General features: G+C 60.6%; 11 protein-coding genes, 1 tRNA gene and 4 pseudogenes. 11 read left to right on the forward strand and 5 right to left on the reverse strand.

Features of this window, described 5'->3' with window-relative positions:
• Nucleotides 1-1,213: 1,213 nt before the first annotated feature.
• Nucleotides 1,214-2,893 (forward strand): adenylate/guanylate cyclase domain-containing protein, encoded by a 1,680-nt coding sequence (locus ON753_RS26220; protein ID WP_265966955.1) that lies wholly within the window; start codon nucleotides 1,214-1,216, stop codon nucleotides 2,891-2,893.
• Nucleotides 2,894-3,137: 244 nt separating this feature from the next.
• Here ON753_RS26220 and ON753_RS26225 read toward each other — a convergent pair whose 3' ends face one another.
• The gene (locus ON753_RS26225; RefSeq protein ID WP_323054791.1) at nucleotides 3,138-3,602 is read right to left on the reverse strand and encodes a RidA family protein; all 465 of its coding nucleotides are present in this window, start codon (nucleotides 3,600-3,602) and stop codon (nucleotides 3,138-3,140) included.
• A gap of 36 nt (nucleotides 3,603-3,638) precedes the next feature.
• Here ON753_RS26225 and ON753_RS26230 point away from each other — a divergent pair.
• Nucleotides 3,639-3,809, forward strand: a pseudogene (locus ON753_RS26230) (transposase); the annotation flags it as partial.
• 87 nt (nucleotides 3,810-3,896) lie between these two features.
• Here ON753_RS26230 and ON753_RS26235 read toward each other — a convergent pair.
• The gene (locus ON753_RS26235; RefSeq protein ID WP_265966957.1) at nucleotides 3,897-4,790 is read right to left on the reverse strand and encodes a LysR family transcriptional regulator; all 894 of its coding nucleotides are present in this window, start codon (nucleotides 4,788-4,790) and stop codon (nucleotides 3,897-3,899) included.
• 9 nt (nucleotides 4,791-4,799) lie between these two features.
• Between ON753_RS26235 and ON753_RS26240 the strand changes: the two are divergent.
• Nucleotides 4,800-5,588: pseudogene (locus ON753_RS26240) on the forward strand (recombinase family protein); the annotation flags it as partial.
• A gap of 54 nt (nucleotides 5,589-5,642) precedes the next feature.
• On the opposite strand, the gene ON753_RS26245 reads toward ON753_RS26240, so the two are convergent.
• The 3 genes from ON753_RS26245 to mnmA all read right to left on the reverse strand — a co-directional run bounded on the left by ON753_RS26245 (nucleotide 5,643) and on the right by mnmA (nucleotide 7,538).
• Complete coding sequence (locus ON753_RS26245; RefSeq protein WP_265966958.1) at nucleotides 5,643-6,131, reverse strand: hypothetical protein; 489 nt, start codon at nucleotides 6,129-6,131, stop codon at nucleotides 5,643-5,645.
• A 34-nt stretch (nucleotides 6,132-6,165) separates the two neighbouring features.
• Nucleotides 6,166-6,242: transfer RNA gene (locus ON753_RS26250), tRNA-Met, on the reverse strand.
• A gap of 114 nt (nucleotides 6,243-6,356) precedes the next feature.
• Nucleotides 6,357-7,538 (reverse strand): tRNA 2-thiouridine(34) synthase MnmA, encoded by a 1,182-nt coding sequence (mnmA, locus tag ON753_RS26255; protein WP_265966959.1) that lies wholly within the window; start codon nucleotides 7,536-7,538, stop codon nucleotides 6,357-6,359.
• 357 nt (nucleotides 7,539-7,895) lie between these two features.
• Between mnmA and ON753_RS26260 the strand changes: the two genes are divergently transcribed.
• The 8 genes and pseudogenes from ON753_RS26260 (at nucleotide 7,896) to flbD (ending at nucleotide 16,866) form a co-directional block, all read left to right on the forward strand.
• Nucleotides 7,896-9,938 carry a flagellar hook-length control protein FliK gene (locus tag ON753_RS26260; protein WP_265966960.1) on the forward strand — a complete coding sequence of 681 codons (2,043 nt, stop codon included), beginning with the start codon at nucleotides 7,896-7,898 and terminating at the stop codon, nucleotides 9,936-9,938.
• A 31-nt stretch (nucleotides 9,939-9,969) separates the two neighbouring features.
• On the forward strand, nucleotides 9,970-10,629 hold the full coding sequence (locus ON753_RS26265) for a flagellar hook assembly protein FlgD (protein ID WP_265966961.1): 660 nt from the start codon (nucleotides 9,970-9,972) through the stop codon (nucleotides 10,627-10,629).
• A gap of 558 nt (nucleotides 10,630-11,187) precedes the next feature.
• Entirely contained in the window at nucleotides 11,188-11,463 is a 276-nt protein-coding gene (gene sciP, locus ON753_RS26270) for a CtrA inhibitor SciP (RefSeq protein WP_265966962.1), read from the forward strand.
• A gap of 309 nt (nucleotides 11,464-11,772) precedes the next feature.
• Nucleotides 11,773-13,390: pseudogene (gene fliF, locus ON753_RS26275) on the forward strand (flagellar basal-body MS-ring/collar protein FliF).
• Entirely contained in the window at nucleotides 13,390-14,439 is a 1,050-nt protein-coding gene (gene fliG, locus ON753_RS26280; RefSeq protein ID WP_265966963.1) for a flagellar motor switch protein FliG, read from the forward strand. Before fliF ends, fliG begins: the two are co-directional and overlap by 1 nt.
• Nucleotides 14,440-14,468: 29 nt before the next feature.
• Nucleotides 14,469-15,170, forward strand: coding sequence for a FliH/SctL family protein (locus ON753_RS26285; RefSeq protein WP_265966964.1), 702 nt, complete (start codon nucleotides 14,469-14,471; stop codon nucleotides 15,168-15,170).
• Complete coding sequence (gene fliN / locus ON753_RS26290; RefSeq protein WP_265966965.1) at nucleotides 15,167-15,499, forward strand: flagellar motor switch protein FliN; 333 nt, start codon at nucleotides 15,167-15,169, stop codon at nucleotides 15,497-15,499. Before ON753_RS26285 ends, fliN begins: the two co-directional genes overlap by 4 nt.
• 12 nt (nucleotides 15,500-15,511) lie before the next feature.
• Nucleotides 15,512-16,866 (forward strand): annotated as a pseudogene (flbD, locus tag ON753_RS26295) (sigma-54-dependent transcriptional regulator FlbD).
• Nucleotides 16,867-16,953 lie beyond the last annotated feature (87 nt).

A 16,953-nucleotide genomic window follows, 5' to 3' on the forward strand; every position in this document is an offset into this window, starting at 1 on the left:
CGTTCTGCCGTTTCGAGCAAGTTTGTACAGGTCGGCCCGGCATCCATGCTAGCAACTGTTTCTCCTGCGACGTCGAGCTCTGCGCAAGTTCAAGGTGGGAACTGAAACACGTTTTTTGAAACGAGTTCCCACCTTGGCACGAAACGCTGAATTCTGCAGCATTTCAGATTTTGGAGCTGATTGCACCACTCGCCAAGGTGGGAACTTTCAATCTTGCAGAATCTACTCTCTTGGACGAATTCATATCTAGTGAAAAAGTAATTGTGCTGAGCACAATCCGATTTTTCACATATCGCCTTCCGAACGGCTGCTGTGCGCCCTAACCCGATACGCGTTTTGATGCATTCGGTTCACATCTCCTCCGCAGGTTTCTGCGGGCGCGCGGCCGAAAAGGCCATTTTCGCGTTAACATAGGGCATACATAAGTTAAGGTTATGACGCTGTGAAATTAGATTATCGAGTCCCAAATTGACTGGTTCGGACCATGAAGCGCCTGCAAGGTTCACTTTCGTTAAGGTCACGATCGGCTGAAGTTAATATCTGTAAAGATAGGGCGGCAGAACTGTTCCGGGGATTGGCTGTCATTTCACTAGTCGACCCGTAAGGCATCCCCAAAATGAGCGCTCGAGCTTTCTAGGACTTCCACTTCAACGGCTGATTAAATGTACCTGGTGCTGGTATTCCAAAGTGCAACCGCGGATTTCCTACACCAGTCCTGCCCTCGATACACTTCACAACTAGTGTAGGACGACTTCTTGGACGCTTGAAGGCAATGCTCCGTGCGGCAGTATGGCAGCGGCTGCCGGCAGTTGGAGGCAGCGTCGCGGCTTAGTCGTTGGTCGCTGTTCCTGCGTGCGGGCCGGCCCATGGCGCGAAGTATCGGAAAGCGGCTGTCGCAGGTGGCGTTTTGGCTATGCTGCGCGAGCGTACTGGCGCTGGCGACCTTCGCGCTGCCTGTCCCGACATGGCGGATAGGTGAGTTTCTGGCAAGCGAACTCGATCCGCTTGAGCTATTGCCCAAGATGCCGGTCATGCCATTCGATGGCTTCGGCAGCCGTTGTCGAGAGACCCGGGTCCACATCCGTCGAACTCGCCGGCGTCTACGTGCAGGGAAATGAGCGCTTACGGTGCTTCGCCTGTGGAGATATAGTAGTGTTGCGGCGTAGCCGTTCAGCAATGGTGGCGGATGACCCAGAGGCGATTGCAGGCAATCATGGCTACCGACATTGTCGGATACTCGCGGCTGATGGAAGTCGACGAAGAACAAATGCTTGCCGCTCTCGCACTATTGCACGGAACCATCCTAGCAACTGAAATCGGCTCGTGCGGAGGGCGGATCGTCAAGCTTATCGGCGATGGCGTTCTGTCGGTATTTGATACTGCGAGCGATGCGGTGTCATGTGCCATGAGCATCCAGAAGCTTCTCGGGAGCGACGCCGGGCTTACGGTAGGCCAAGAACAAATCCGTTTGAGGATTGGCATCAATGTCGCCGAAGTTACCGTGATTGAGGGTGACATATTCGGCGAAGGGGTGAACGTCACCTCTCGCCTTGAGCGAGAGGCGAGCTCAGGCGGCATCTGCATCAGCGATGCTGCATACGCTCAGATCAAAAGAATTGCTCATTCAATGTTCAAGGACGGGGGAAATATTCGCCTGAAGAATATTGCCAAACAGGTGCATGTTTGGCACTGGCCTCAGGCTCCCGTCCCGCAAGTCTCCGGGCGACCGGTCGTTGCGGTATTGCCCTTCCGAAACCTGAGGGAAGCAGATGACCAGCCATTTCTTGCCACTGGTTTCACCGAAGACATCATAGGAGGTCTGGCCCGCTTTCGAAACTTATCGGTCATCGCAGCGACTTCATCGTTCGCGGCCCAGGACTTGTCCGAAGATACGAGAGAGATAGCCCGGAAATTGGGCGCGACCTATCTCGTCACGGGCGATCTCGGGCGTGCTGGAGGTGTGATCAGAGTAACCGTCCGCTTGATTGAGGCAGCTAACGCTCGGCTCATCTGGTCGGAGAAATATGACCGCGGCGCCGGTGATATCTTCAATATTCAGGACGAAATCGTCAGAATGGTTGTCTCCAGCCTCGTCGGCCAAATTCACAATGTCGATTACCAGGAGTCGTTCCGTAAGGCACCAGACAATCTCGCGGCTTACGAATTTTATCTGCGTGGCCTCGCGCATCTCCGAGGATATGAACCCGATGACAATTTCAAGGCCTGCGCGATGTTCGAAGCTGCCGTCCATCGCGACAATGGGTTTGCTATCGCCCACGCTTATCTTGCACTTTCGGAAATCGCAGCGCACGGATACGCCAAGGCGCCACCCAATGTGCTTCGGGATTGCACTTCCCTTGCGAGAAAGGCAGTTCTCCTGGATGAAGCAGAGTCAGGCTCACACCGCGTGCTCGCGCTCGCCCTTTTATATTCAAAGGATTTTGATGGAGCGGAACGGGAGTTTCGACGCGCGTGTGCCCTCAACCCAAGCGACGCCAACGCCGCTGTTCAACTGGGAGGGCTTCTGGCACGGCGTAACAGGATCGAGGAAGCAGTCAAATGGATCGAAGATGGTATGCGGCTCAATCCGTTCCCGCCGCCATGGTATTTCGCAGTCGTAGGAAATGCGATGTATTTGAAGGATTCTCATGATGAGGCGTTAGTCGCGCTACGGCAGCTTCCCAACCCAGGAAAGTATACTCGGGCGCGGATAGTCGCGTGCCTCAATCTAGCCGGAAGGACAGAGGAGGCAGCCGACGAAGCCCGACTACTCCTTGCCGCCCATTCAGATTTCACTATCAGTGATTTCCTGGAGCATGGCGTAGTGGTTGAGACCAAGGAGCAGCTTCTGCAATTCCGAAAGGGCTTCGACGGCCTGGCCCTCCCCAACTAGCGGGGCGAGCGGTGATCTGTCTGTCGCTGTCGCGTACTGCGCAACACGATGGCGATAGGGTAAGTTCCCCTTGAACAATTTTTCGGGGATCGTGTAATGCGCCTTGCCAGCGCCAAGCTTGCGCTTCTTCTTCAGTGGTATTGGCGCAAGTGTTTTGTCGGTAGCTACAGTAGAAACCCGAACGGTCTTCTTTTTCGGCGTGCTAGGTCCTGTTGACAAAAGTCGCGCGCAGATCAAGCTGCCGTTAATCACCCCAATTTGAGATTACAGCGTCGGCCTCGAATTCGACGAGCCATTCAGAGTTCACAAATCGGTCTATCGCCATGATTGTGTCCACAGGCCGAACGTCTCTGAAGTATTCCTTCCGCACGTCGATGGCGGCTTTCCAATTGTCTATGTCCGTGAGTATCACACGCGTTCGCACCACATCATGAAGGCCAGAACCGGCTTGTTCGAGCGCAGCCTTGATGATTTCAATGCACTGTCGGGTTTGGGCCGCAACATCGCCCACGCCAACGGTCTTGCCGTCCGGCCCAACTGGTGCCGTTCCGCCGATTGAGATGAACGGACCAACCCTGACCGCTCGGCTAAAACCGACGACCGCTTCCATTGGATTTCCATTGGAAATCAGCTCTCTATCGAACTTCATGATCAGTTGCCTCGCACGACTTCTAAGTTGATCGTAGTTCAACAGTGACAAATCAGCCATCGTCTGATTCAAGAATGCTTTTTGCGGGAGGCGTTCTTGGCGCGTGGAGACCTGACCGACGAAGAATGGGCTGTTATTCAAGCGTTTCTGCGGCCTGAACGAGGGCGTTGGGCGCGGCCCGCTCAAGACAATCGGCGCTACCTCAACGGTATGTTTCATGTGCTTCGAGTGGGTTGTCCCTGGCGCGACATGCATGAGCGATATGGCTAATGGAACTCGGTCTATGACCGCATTGCGGGACTTTTCAGACATTAGCTGAGGCGCTGGATTCACGATCCTGCCCTCCCGCTTCGATTATCCGATCAATGCCTGCCGCAATGCCGGAATGTCATCGAGCACTTGATCGACAAAGGCAGCAACGCGTGGCGTCTTCCTCAGATCAGCAGGGGTCAGCAGGTACCAGCTACGGGTGAGTTCGGCGACCGGGGGAAGAACCTGGATGAGCACGTCCTCGGCGTCGCCCAGGGTGATCGGCAGTGGCGCGATTCCGAGCCCCGCCTTCACGGCCGACACCGTTCCGAGCATGCTGTTGCTTCGGCTGACGATCCTTGCGTCGGGAACTGCTATCGGCAGCCATTTCGCCACGCGGTGGTTTTGCATGATGCCGTTGAAGCCGATCAATGCATGATCGGCCAGATCTGCAACGCTGCCGGGGCGGCCATTTTTCTGGATGTAGCTCTTGCTGGCGTAGATTGCCCAGATCGAGTCGCAGATCTTGCGACCCACGAGGCTTTCGTCCACAGGCTCACCGGAGCGGAAGGCGACATCTGCTTCGCCCTTGCTCAGGTCGAGATATTGGTCGCTGGTCACGAACTCGACCTGCAGTTCGGGATATCGCGCGTGGAACCGGTCAAACAGGCCGGTCGCGACGAGGCGCGGCACGGTCGGTTCAGGGCAAGTCAGGCGAATGACGCCTTTAAGATCGAGCTTCAGTGTCCGTATTCTTTGTTCGAGGCTCATAACCGCTGTCTCGACGGCGAGGACATCGTCGATCAACGCCTCGCCCAGTTCCGACAGGCGATAGCCGCTTGGATGTCGTTTCAGTAGCGTCAGGCCGATGCACTTTTCCAGTTCCGTCAATCGGCGATGAACCGTTGACTGGTTCACGCCAAGCGTCCGGGCCGCCGCAAGGGTACTCCCCTGGCGGGAGACGGCGATGAGGTGGCGCAGATCGTCCCAGTTGAACATCCTGAGGTTATGCGCTTTTGCGGAGCACTTTACCAGAGACGCTGCTGCCGCGCTTGCGAGCCAAGCGCTAGTCTTCCCGCCACTGGCAATGGAGACAGACATGCACGAGAGATCCGATATCCAAACTATGACCGCCGGCCTAAGTGTCGGAGTGACACGCAGCGCGCAAGACAGCGGGCGCACAAGATCCGTCGTGGCCAGGCAGGACGCGTAGGTTGTGGGCTCAATGCTGGAGGTCTTACCTATGGCTATACCCCCGTTCCAGGAGATCCTGGCAAGCGGCAGATCGTAGAGGAGGAGGCCGAGGTGATCCGCCGCATATTTGAGGAATATGTTGCTGGCCGGACACCGCGAGATATTGCCCATGACTTGAACCGCGACGGCATTCCGGCGCCGCGCGGCACTAAGTGGAACGCATCGACCATCAACGGCAATGTGCAGCGTGGGACCGGACTGTTACAGAACGAGCTCTACGGTGGTCGCCTCGTCTGGAACAAAGTGCACATGGTGAAAGATCCGGATACCGGTCGCCGGCTCTCACGTCCAAACCCAAAAGACGAATGGCAGTCGGTCGAGGTGCCCGAACTCGCAATCGTCCAGCGGGAGCTCTTCGACAAAGCTCAGGCGCGAAAGCGCGAAAGACGCCTCGTTGCGCCACATCACCAGCGTAGACCTCGGCACATGCTTTCAGGTCTACTCAGGTGTGGCGCCTGTGGTTCGGGTATGTCCACGAGCGGTAAGGACAAATCCGGTCGGATCCGTATCAGGTGTTCGTCAGCAAGAGAAAGTGGCACGTGCCCTGACCCGAAGACCTTTTATTTGGACACGGTCGAGTCGGCTGTTCTGTCTGGACTACGGAAAGAAATGAAAGATCCGAGGGTGCTGGCTGAATATGTGAAGGCCTATCATGAGGAGCGCAAACGTCTCGCGGCCGATGCGGACGCAAAACGAGCTCGGTTGGAGCGCCGCGCCGGTCAGCTCAAACGTGAGATCGATCGACTGGTCGATCAATTGGCGAAGGGCATCGGAGATCCGTGTGTGATTGGCCCGCGCTCCACCGAACTTCATTATGAGCGCGAAGACATTCTCGCACAGCTCGCGGAAGCCCCACCGGTGTACGAGGCCGTATCGCTGCACCCCGGGATCCTGAAACGATATGAGCAGCAGCTCGAATTTCTTAACGAAAGTTTGGCGAAGGGGATCCGCTCGGGAGACAGCGAATGCGCGGAGGCCATGCGCGAACTGGTGGAAGCCGTGACTGTCCATCGTGACCCGTCGGCGCCAGGCGCAGTCGAGATCGAAGTGAAGGGGCGCCTGTCCGCCCTCCTGGGCGACCGGCACTATCCCAACGGCGTAAAAGGGGTGTGGGGATCGGTGGTAGCGGAGGAGGGACTCGAACCCCCGACACGCGGATTATGATTCCGCTGCTCTAACCTGCTGAGCTACTCCGCCATCCGTGCGGACGGGGCCCGGGAAGGCCCGCGCGACGTGGGGTGCTTATAGTGAGGCGCGGGGCGGGCGTCAAGCGCTGAATAGCGCCTGCCGCGCATTCTTTTTGCCGACCGTTCAGGCCGCGGAAACGGGGCTTTCGGCCTGTGGAAAATCGATCGCCCAGGCGCCGGAACGCTCGGTTTTGTGGATCCAGCCGCCGCCCAGAACGCGGGCGGTTTCGTCGTCGCTGTCGAAGAAGACGCAGGCCTGTCCCGGGGCGACGCCCGTTTCGCCGTTGGCCAGATCGACGAAGGCCTTGCCGCCCAGGATCTTCAGCGTTGCCGGCGCCGGCGGCCGCGTGGAGCGGACCTTCGCAAAGACCTCGATCTCGTCGCCTTCGTCGAGCGGCTGGTCGCCGATCCAGTTCATTTCCCTGAGGAGAATGGTGCGGGTCGCCAGGGCTTCGCGCGGGCCGACCACGACCCGGCGGGTGTCCGGGTCGAGACGGACCACGTAAAGCGGCTCGCCGGTGGCAACGCCGATGCCGCGGCGCTGGCCGATGGTGAAGTGGATGATGCCGTCATGCCGGCCCAGCACGCGCCCGTCCATGTGCACGATCTCGCCGGGCTCGGCTGCATTGGGACGCAGCTTGCGGATGACGGCCGCATAGTCGCCGCCCGGCACGAAGCAGATGTCCTGGCTGTCCGGCTTGTTGGCAACGGAGAGGCCGAATTCGGCGGCAAGTTCGCGCACCTTCGCCTTCGGCATGCCGCCGAGCGGAAAGCGGACGAAGTCCAGCTGTTCCTGCGTGGTGGCGAACAGGAAATAGCTCTGGTCCCGGTCGAGATCGGCCGGCCGGTAGAGCGCGCGCTTGTTGCCCGCGGTGGCCGAGCGCACGTAGTGGCCCGTTGCCAGGGCGTCCGCGCCCAGGTCCCTGGCCGTCTTCAGGAGATCGGTAAACTTGACCGTCTGATTGCAGGAAACGCACGGGATCGGCGTTTCGCCGGCAATGTAGCTGTCGGCGAAACGGTCCATGACCTGTTCCTTGAAGCGGCTTTCATAATCCAGCACGTAATGCGGAATGCCGATTTTCTCCGCCGCCCGCCGGGCATCGTGAATGTCGACGCCCGCGCAGCAGGACTTTGCCTTGGCAACGGCCGCGCCGTGATCATACAGCTGCAGCGTGACGCCGATGACGTCGTATCCTTCCGCCTTCATCAGCGCGGCGACCACGGAGCTGTCGACGCCGCCGGACATGGCCACGACAACGCGCGTGTCTTCTGGGCGGCCAGGAAGATCCAGACTGTTTCGCATCAATTACACTTCCAGAAGTCTTGTCCGATCGGCGGAGCGGACCTCATATGCGGTCTCGCAACCGCGCCTCCAAGGGCGCGTGCCGATCCATGCCTTTTTCAAAGTTGGCGGCACTATACAGATATGCACCGGCGATGCCAATTGCCGCTTGCGCATGGCAGGCACGCATTGCCGCCCCGGCAAAGCTTGCCGCGTTTCCAGGACGCGGTCACCAGCAGCTCGGCTCAGATATGCAGGCAAACCAGCCGTTTGCCGCCGGTTTCGAAACTGGCCCGATGCTTGCTTTCCCTTGTGGTGACGAAATGTGTCCGCGCTTGCGGGCAGGGAAAATCGGGGGCGCACGTGCTGCCATTAGGATTGATGACCGACGTTTCCGCGGGGGCTCTTGCCGCCGGAAGCGGAGCTTTGCAAGGTGCAGGCCAGGGAGCGGCTGTCGCCGGGCAGGGGGCGAGCACCTCGACCGACTTTGCGCAGGAGCTGGATGCTCTTGCCGACGTCCCGGCCCCCGAGACACCTCCCGCGGACGCTCCGGCGGCCCGCAGCGGCAAGTCTCTGGAAGCCCTGCTCAAGAAGGACGAGATGCCGCTCGCGGCTCTTCTGCCAATGATCACCGATATCAGCCCCGGCCAGGTGTTCCAGGCCGGCGGGCCGGTGCCGGGCACCAAGTTTGCGACCGCAAGCGTGCAGGACGGCTCGCTTGCCGATCTTCTCGCCAGCCTGGGTCTCTCCGGCTCTGCGCCGCCAGATGCGGAAGCCGGTGAAGAGCTGCCGGTTCCCGACCTCGGCGAAGGCGGGGACATTCCTGCCGACGGGGCGGCGGGCGAATTGGCTGGGCAGGAAGGCGAAACGGAACTTCCGGTGGACCTGCCGGTCGATGACGGCGTCGTCCAGCTTCCCGTTCCCGGTCCGGTAATGGGCGAAGCGCCCGGGAGCGTCGATCCTGCGGCCCCGGCTGACGGTGCCGTCTCCTCGGGCGGCAGTGAAGAAGGACCGGAGCAGGTGGTGGCGCCGCTGGATCCGCAGCTGGTTGCCGGACAGGCATCCGATGCCGCTATGCCGCCGGCGCCTGCCGTTCCTCCCGTCGATGCGCCCCCCGATCCGCTTTTGACCCCGGCTCCACAGGTGAGCGGCGAAGAGCTGCTCGCCTCAGCTTCCACGCAGCGAGCTGCGGCGGAGGCAGCTCCTCAGCCGGTGATGAACAATGAACGCCGCTGGAAGAGCGAGTTACCCAAGGAGTTGCGGGCACCTGAATTGACGCTTTCTGCGGCCGCCAGTGGCTCTGGTGCCGGAGATGGCGAAGTCGGCGCAATGAAGACGGCCGAAGGCCAGGCGCAAGGCAGTCCGCCGGAAACGCAGAAGCCCGTCACGGGAATCGAGCGCGCCCTGCTTGCGGCGTCGCAGGCTTCCGATGCGGCGATTGCGGCCCTGACCAGGGAAAAGGGCGGTCCGGCCGATCCTGCCCGCGGCCAGCGGCAGGCGGCAGCTCAGCCTGATCAGGCTGGCGGCGATGTTGCTGCGGGCCTTGCGGCAAAACAGGCCGGCAACGGTCTTGTGAAGCCGGTCGGAGCGTCCGCCGCTCCGGTCGGTTTTGGCGATGGCGCGAGTATGCCGGTTCAGGATGACGCCTTGCGGGCGGATCTCGCGGCAGACGGCGATGCCATCGAAGCTGCGGACGACGCACCGCGGGACCGGCCGGGCACCAAGACGCCCGGCATTGACGCCAACCGTCCGGTTCCGGCAGGGATGGCGGCACGGCCGGACGCCGCTCTTGCGGACAAGCCTGCCGGCGCAGTGCCGCTGGCAGCTTCCGCAATCGCCGCCTCTCAGGTGATCGATGAGGATGCGGACCTGCCGTCTTCCATCTCGGATCTGACGCTGTCCGGTGAGATCGGCACGACCACCGTGCGCGGCGGCGAAATCGGCGCAAGCATGCGCACGGACAGCCTGCAAACGCCGAACCAGACCCAGTCGGCGCATCTTGCAAGCCAGGTCGCCGCGGAGATCGCCCGTAACCTGAAGAACGGTCATACCCGTTTCCAGATGCGCTTCGATCCGCCCGAGCTCGGGCGCGTCGAGGTCAACATGAAGGTCAGTTCCGACGGCAGTGTCCATGCGCACCTGATCGTGGAACGGCCGGAAACGCTGGACATGTTCATGAGGGATCAGCGCGGCCTGGAAAGGGCGCTCGAGGCCGCGGGCCTAAATGCGGATCCGGACAATCTGCAGTTCTCCTTGAGGCAGGATAGCGGGCGTCAGTTCGGGTCCGGCGGCGATCAGCCGGAGCAGGGCCTTGCGGGAGGACCCGACGGAGCGGAGGCAGGCGCGGAAGCCGACCCCGTGCTGGAAGAGATTGTCAGGATGACGCTCGCGCAGCAGCGCGGCGGCCTGGACATGAAGGTTTAGAACGGGACGGCAACCGTCTCAGGAGTGAGAAATGACAACTGTTTCACCAGCTACGTCGACCACCGCTCAATCGGAGAGCGCCGCCAGCCAGTCGGGGCTGATGGCGAACTACGATCTGTTCCTGAGCATCCTGACGACGCAGATCCAGAACCAGGATCCTCTCGACCCGATGGACTCCGCCGAATTCACCACTCAGCTGGTTCAGTATTCGAGCGTGGAGCAGGCCATTCAGCAGAACAAGAACCTGGAAAACATCATCGCGACGCTCAAAAGCAATCAGAGCCTGAGTTACGTCAGTTACATCGGCAACAAGGTCTCCGCAGATGCGTCCTCCACGGTGCTGTCCGGCGGTCAGGCGAGCTGGGACTACGAATTGAAGGAAGATGCGTCGGGCACGTTCGAAATCCGCAATTCCAGCGGGGCGGTCGTCTATAGCGGTGACGTCGACCTGACGGCAGGTTCGCAGTCCTTCGTCTGGGCCGGGCAGACGGATGTCGGCGCCGATGCCGTCGAAGGCATTTATACCATCTCCTTTGATGTGAAGGATGCTGGCGGGCGCCGGGAGAAAGTCATGACCGAGATCTCCGGTATCGTCGACGCCGTCGACATGTCGACCGGCGAGGCCGTCCTGTCCGTGGATGGCAAGAGCATCCCGGTCAGTTCCGTGATTTCCGTGTCGCGGCCGAGCTGACGCTTCGTCTTCATGCCTCATGCCCTGCCTGAAGGCGGCCTCCCGGAGGGGCGCCTTAGCCCGTATAGGGGGCGGGTACCGCGCGGGGCGACAACGCCTCGTGCCGGCATGCGGCTTTGCCGGTTACCGCGGCCGGTTTCCACGCTGTAGAGCGCCTGCTGGCGCAGCCTGGCCTTCATCACCTGCCATTCGACACGCCACACACCGATGCGCCTGAGACATGGCTACGGCACCGCTTCGCCGCGGGCGCGGGAGCTATTGCGATGGCGCCGATTTGTCTTTCCGACTCAATAATTTAAATCACACGCAGATGTCGGTCTCGATTCGTTCCGGCATTCGCAGCCCGTTATGCATTGCAAATTGCATGCAGGGTATTCATGGTTAACGAATTCATGTAACGCGGTTAAACTTTTAGATGTTATTCATCGTAAATTCCTAATTATCATTCACTAAATTTAGATTTTATAGTTAATAAAACCGCAATTTTGCTTTAGGCGTTTGTTAAGCGTCGTTCTGTAATCTCTGTCGAACCTTGGTCATGGTTAGTGTGAGAGTACAATGACCGAACAGATTCGTTCGCGTGTAAAATATGTCATCGGGCCGGACGGAAGTCCGCTCACCATTGCAGACCTGCCGCCGACTTCGACGAAGCGGTGGGTGATCCGCCGCAAGGCGGAAGTGGTGGCTGCGGTCCGAGGAGGGCTGCTGTCCCTTGAGGAAGCTTGCCAGCGATACACTTTGACGGTGGAGGAGTTCCTCTCCTGGCAAAGTTCGATCGAAAGGCATGGCCTCGCCGGGTTAAGGGCGACGCGGATTCAGCAATATCGAGGCTGATCCGCGGCAAGGATGCTAAACGGCGCAAATCAGTTGCGCCTGAAAGGGTCGGCGGTGCCGGCCTTTTTTACGTCTTGTTCGTGTCATAAAACTTATCCAAAAATTAATGAAGTAGGCAGTTTTTCCCCACTTCTATTGCGTATTGCAATTAAAAAACCCGCAGATATCAGCCGCTTCGCCCTGTGGGCAGGAGTTTCGTTAACCTCCTGTTAACCATCTGGGCGGCAAATTTTGCCCATCGAAGGTGTGGCGTGCCGAGCCGACATAAATAATAACGGCTTGGTATGTTTCAGACGTGGGCGGGCATTCGTGAACGGGCTGGTTGAATTTATTAGAACGCTGGGAGCGCCACGCATTGCTGCGATGGGGGCAGTGGCCGCGATCCTGATCGGGGTCTTTGCGTTCATCATCATGCGCGTCACGGCACCGCAGATGACGACGCTCTATAGCGAGCTGGCGCTCGAGGATTCGGCGGCCATCGTTTCCCAACTGGAGAGCCAGGGCGTTCAGTTCACGCTGAAGCGCGACGGCTCGAGCATCCTGGTGCCGAGCGAGCAGGTTGCCCGTCTGCGCATGCAGCTTGCCGCGGAAGGCCTGCCGACCGGCGGGTCGATCGGCTACGAGATCTTTGACCGGACGGACACGCTGGGTGCGACCAGCTTTGTCCAGAACGTCAACCACCTGCGGGCAATGGAAGGCGAACTGGCGCGCACCATCGGCTCGCTGGACCGGATCTCGCGCGGCGCGGGTTCATCTGGTCATTCCCGAGCGGCGGCTGTTCCAGCGTGACCGCCGTCCGCCCTCCGCATCCATCGTTCTCGACGTCAGGGGCGCTCTCGGGCCGGGCGAAGTGCGGGCCGTGCAGCATCTGGTGGCAACCGCGGTCGATGGTCTCGATCCCGACCGGGTATCGATCGTCGACGAGACCGGCCGCCTGCTTGCGTCCGGTGTCGGCAGCGATGAAGAGGGCATGATGTCCGCCACGCTGCAGGAACGCACGGTGACCGTCGAAAGCCGTCTGCGCAATCAGGTCGAGGAAATCCTGAATTCGGTCGTTGGCCCCGGCCGTGCCAGGGTTCGCGTCAACGCGGAAATCGATCACAACCGCCTGACCGAGACGACCGAGACGTTCGATCCGGACGGACAGGTCGTTCGCTCGACCCAGACCAAGGAAGAAGCGTCGTCCGCCGTCAGCCGGAACGGCCAGGTGACCGTTGCCAACCAGTTGCCCAATGCGGGGGACGCGCAGCAGGGCGAGGGGGAACGGGACACCTCGAGCCTTGTCGAGGAAGTCGTCAATTACGAAATCTCGCGCTCCACCCGGACGGAAGTCGTCGAAGCCGGGCAGATCAACCGCCTGAGCGTCGCGGTTCTTGTCGACGGCACCTATCAGCCGGACGCTGACGGCAATGTGGTCTATACCCCGCGCGAGCAGGAGACCCTGGACAGAATCGCCGTTCTCGTCCGCTCCGCGGTCGGGTTCAACGAAGGCCGGGGCGATGTGGTCGAAGTCGTCAATCTTCAATTCGCGCTGCCGCCCCAGGACGATCTCCTGGTCGAAAGCGACAGCCTGTTAGACTTCACCAAGGACGACATCATCCGCTTTGCAGAACTGGGCGTTCTCTTCCTGATCGCCGTCCTGCTGCTGCTCTTCGTCGTCCGGCCGCTGCTGCGCCGGATCGTGACACCGGAGGAAAAACAGCCTCAGGAACTCATGATCGGCCCGGATGGCACGCTGGTGATCGAAACGGAAGTGCCGCAGGAGGTGGAGCCTGAGGACGAATTCGTGATCGAATGGCTTGAGCAGGCAAAGCAGGAAGGTGCGATGCAGGCGAGTTCGATTTCAAAAGTGGGCGAAATGATCAAGGATCATCCGACAGAAGCGGTAACGATCGTCCGCGGCTGGCTGGATGAGCAGGCAGCCTGATGGCAAGCGATCAACTCCAGAAACAGCTGCAGGTCAGCGCCGACGAGGAAGAGCGCGAGCTGAAGGGCGCCGAGCGGGCGGCGGTTCTCCTGCTGGCCCTCGGCGAAAGTCACGGCTCGCCGATCTGGGAAAAGCTCGACGAGATCGAGGTGCGCCAGGTCTCCGCGGCCATGGCCAATCTCGGGCCGGTGACGCCCAAGATGCTCGAGGACCTGTTCAAGGATTTCGTCCGCCGGGTCAGCTCCAACGGCGCGCTGACGGGCAACGTCGATGCCACCGAGCGTCTGCTCGCAAGCTTCCTGCCGGGCGACAAAGTGTCGATCATTATGGAGGAAATCCGCGGTCCGGCCGGCCGCAACATGTGGGAGAAGCTCTCCAACGTTCAGGAGAACGTGCTCGCCAACTACCTGAAGAACGAGTATCCGCAGACCGTCGCCGTGGTGCTGTCGAAGATCAAGTCGGACCATGCGGCACGCGTGCTCGGCATCCTGCCGGAGGAACTGGCGCTCGAAGTCGTCAGCCGCATGCTGCGCATGGATGCGGTCCAGAAGGAAGTTCTGGAAAAGGTCGAGCAGACCCTGCGTGTGGAGTTCATGTCCAACCTGACCAACACGTCGCGCCGGGACAGCCATGAGATGATGGCGGAGATCTTCAACAATTTTGACCGGCAGACGGAGGCCCGTTTCCTGGCTGCGCTGGAAGAGGACAACCGCGAAGCCGCCGACCGCATCAAGACGCTGATGTTCACCTTCGACGACCTGCTCAAGCTGGATGCCGCCAGCGCGCAGACCCTGCTGCGGCACGTGGAGAAGGACAGCCTGGCGATCGCCCTCAAGGGCTCGACGGAGGCCGCGCGGGAATTCTTCTTCGGCAATATGTCCCAGCGGGCGGCCCGCATGCTGAAGGACGACATGGACGCGCTCGGACCGGTCCGTCTGCGCGATGTGGACGACGCCCAGACGGGCATGGTGAACAAGGCCAAGGACCTGGCTGCTAAAGGTGAGATCCTGATCTCCAAGTCCAAGGGCGAAGATGAGATTATCTACTGATGAGCCACTCGGCAGGTGCTTACAACAGAATGGGAACTATGACCAACCCGTCGAAATTTCTGTTCAACGTCGACTTCTCCGAACCGGAGGAGCCGGAAGTGGTTGCGCCGCCTGAGCCGGAGATCCCGATGATCCCGGTCGCCGAACATGAAAAGCTGTTGGAGAAGGCCAGGGCCAAGGCCTTCGAGGAAGGCCGGGTCAAGGCCCTGCAGGACCTGCAGACAAAGCAGGAAACGCTGCTGACGGCGGAGGTGCAGAACCTGGCGCAGTCCGTGGGCGAGGTGCTGCAGTCGCTGGACGAAATGCAGTCTGCGCGTGAGAAGGACGCCATCGGCCTTGCATTTCTTGTGGCTAGACGGCTCTGTGCCCATCTGATTGCCCGCCAGCCGCTGGCGGAAACCGTGGCTTTGGTGTCAGAGTGTCTGGGACCGCTGCGCAAGGCGCCCCATCTGGTGATCCGAGTCGCGGAGAAGGATGTCGAGGCGCTGAAAGCCCAGGTGGATCCGATCATTCATGAGAAAGGCTTCGAAGGCCGGCTCGTGATCCTCGGAGAACCCGACATCAGCCGGGGCGATTGCCACATAGAATGGGCCGACGGCGGCATCAGGCGCGACCGGAAGGTGCTTGAAAGCGAGATCGATGCGAGCATCCGCGCGTATTTGCGGACCCGTGGCCCAGCCAGGCAGGCAAAGACCTCCGGCGCATCGGCGCAGAAGGATACTGACGTATGAGTGACGAGCAAGATACCAACATCCCGCTCGACGAGCTGGAAGCGCCGCAGCGCAGCAGCAGCGACGATCTGCACACGCCTCAGTCGGCTGCCGACCTGGAAGCGGTGTTCGATGTTCCGGTCCGGATCTCGGCCGTTCTCGGACACTCGAGAATGCATGTTTCGGACCTGTTGAAACTGGCGTCCGGCACGGTTCTCGAACTCGACCGCAAGGTCGGTGAGGCCATCGATATTTACGTGAACGACCGTCTGGTCGCCCGCGGCGAAGTTGTCCTGGTGGAGGACAAGCTGGGCGTGACCATGACGGAAATGATCAAAACGGACCGGTAGGGGAAGTAGCGGATGCGGCTGTTAATTGTCGGAACCCTGGGCGGCCAGCTGACAACGGCTTCGAAAATCGCGATGCAGGGCGGTGCGCAGGTAACGCATGCCGACGACGTCGAGGGGGCCCTAAAAATCCTCAGATCCGGGCGCGGCGCGGATCTCCTGATGGTGGAAGTCCATCTCGACATTGCCGGCCTGATCGCCAAGCTTCAGGCCGAGCGGGTCCATGTCCCGGTCGTTGCCTGCGGCGTCGAGACGGACGCCCAGGCGGCGGTCTCCGCCATACGGGCCGGGGCGAAGGAATATATTCCGCTGCCGCCCGATCCGGAACTGATCGCGGCCGTTCTGGCCGCCGTCGCGCGGGAACGGGGCGACCTGATCTATCGCGACGCTGCCATGGCCACGGTGGTCAAGCTGGCCGAACAGATCGCGCCTTCGGACGCATCCGTTCTGATCACAGGTGAATCCGGAACCGGTAAGGAAGTCATCGCGCGCCATGTGCACAGATGCTCCAACCGGGCGTCGAAACCCTTCATTTCCATCAACTGCGCCGCCATTCCCGAACATCTCCTGGAATCGGAGCTGTTCGGCCACGAGAAGGGCGCCTTCACCGGTGCGGTGGCCCGCAGGATCGGCAAGTTCGAGGAAGCCGACGGCGGAACGCTGCTGCTGGACGAGATTTCCGAGATGGACGTGCGCCTGCAGGCCAAGCTCCTGCGCGCCATCCAGGAACGGGTGATCGACCGTGTCGGCGGCACCCGTCCCGTGCCGGTCAATATCCGTATCCTGGCAACGTCCAACCGGGACCTTGCCGACAGCGTGCGCCAGGGACTGTTCCGGGAAGACCTGCTGTTCCGCCTGAACGTGGTGAACCTGAAGCTGCCGCCATTGCGGGAACGCCCGGCCGATATCATGGAACTCGCGCAGTTCTTCATCAAACACTATTCGGAAGCAAACGGCGTTGCGGTCCGCACGCTCTCCGCCGAGGCGCGCCAGGCGCTGATGAGCAACCCGTGGCCCGGCAACGTCAGGGAACTGGAAAACACCATGCACCGGGCCGTGCTGCTGGCTTCGGGCGAGGACATCAGCGTCGAGGCGATCCGGATGCCGGACGGCACCCCGCTGACCGTTTCCCGGGGGCGGCCGAACGGGCGGCCCAGACGGCCGAGGCCGTCACCCGTGCCTTTGTCGGGCGCACCGTCGCCGACGTGGAACGCGACCTCATCCTGGATACGCTGGATCACTGCCTGGGCAACCGGACCCATGCCGCGAAAATTCTGGGTATCTCCATTCGCACCCTGCGCAACAAGCTGAATCAATATACTGATGAAGGACTCAGCGTCCCGGGGCCGGGGGAAGCCAGGGCATTCTGAATCCGGTCAACTGTCCGCAGTCAGGGTCTTGAATCTGATTGCAGGTTGATCTGACGGCCGGCGGGCAAACGGACACTGATCTAAATT

It is taken from the genome of Roseibium salinum (assembly GCF_026240905.1).
GTDB classification, from domain to species: domain Bacteria; phylum Pseudomonadota; class Alphaproteobacteria; order Rhizobiales; family Stappiaceae; genus Roseibium; species Roseibium salinum.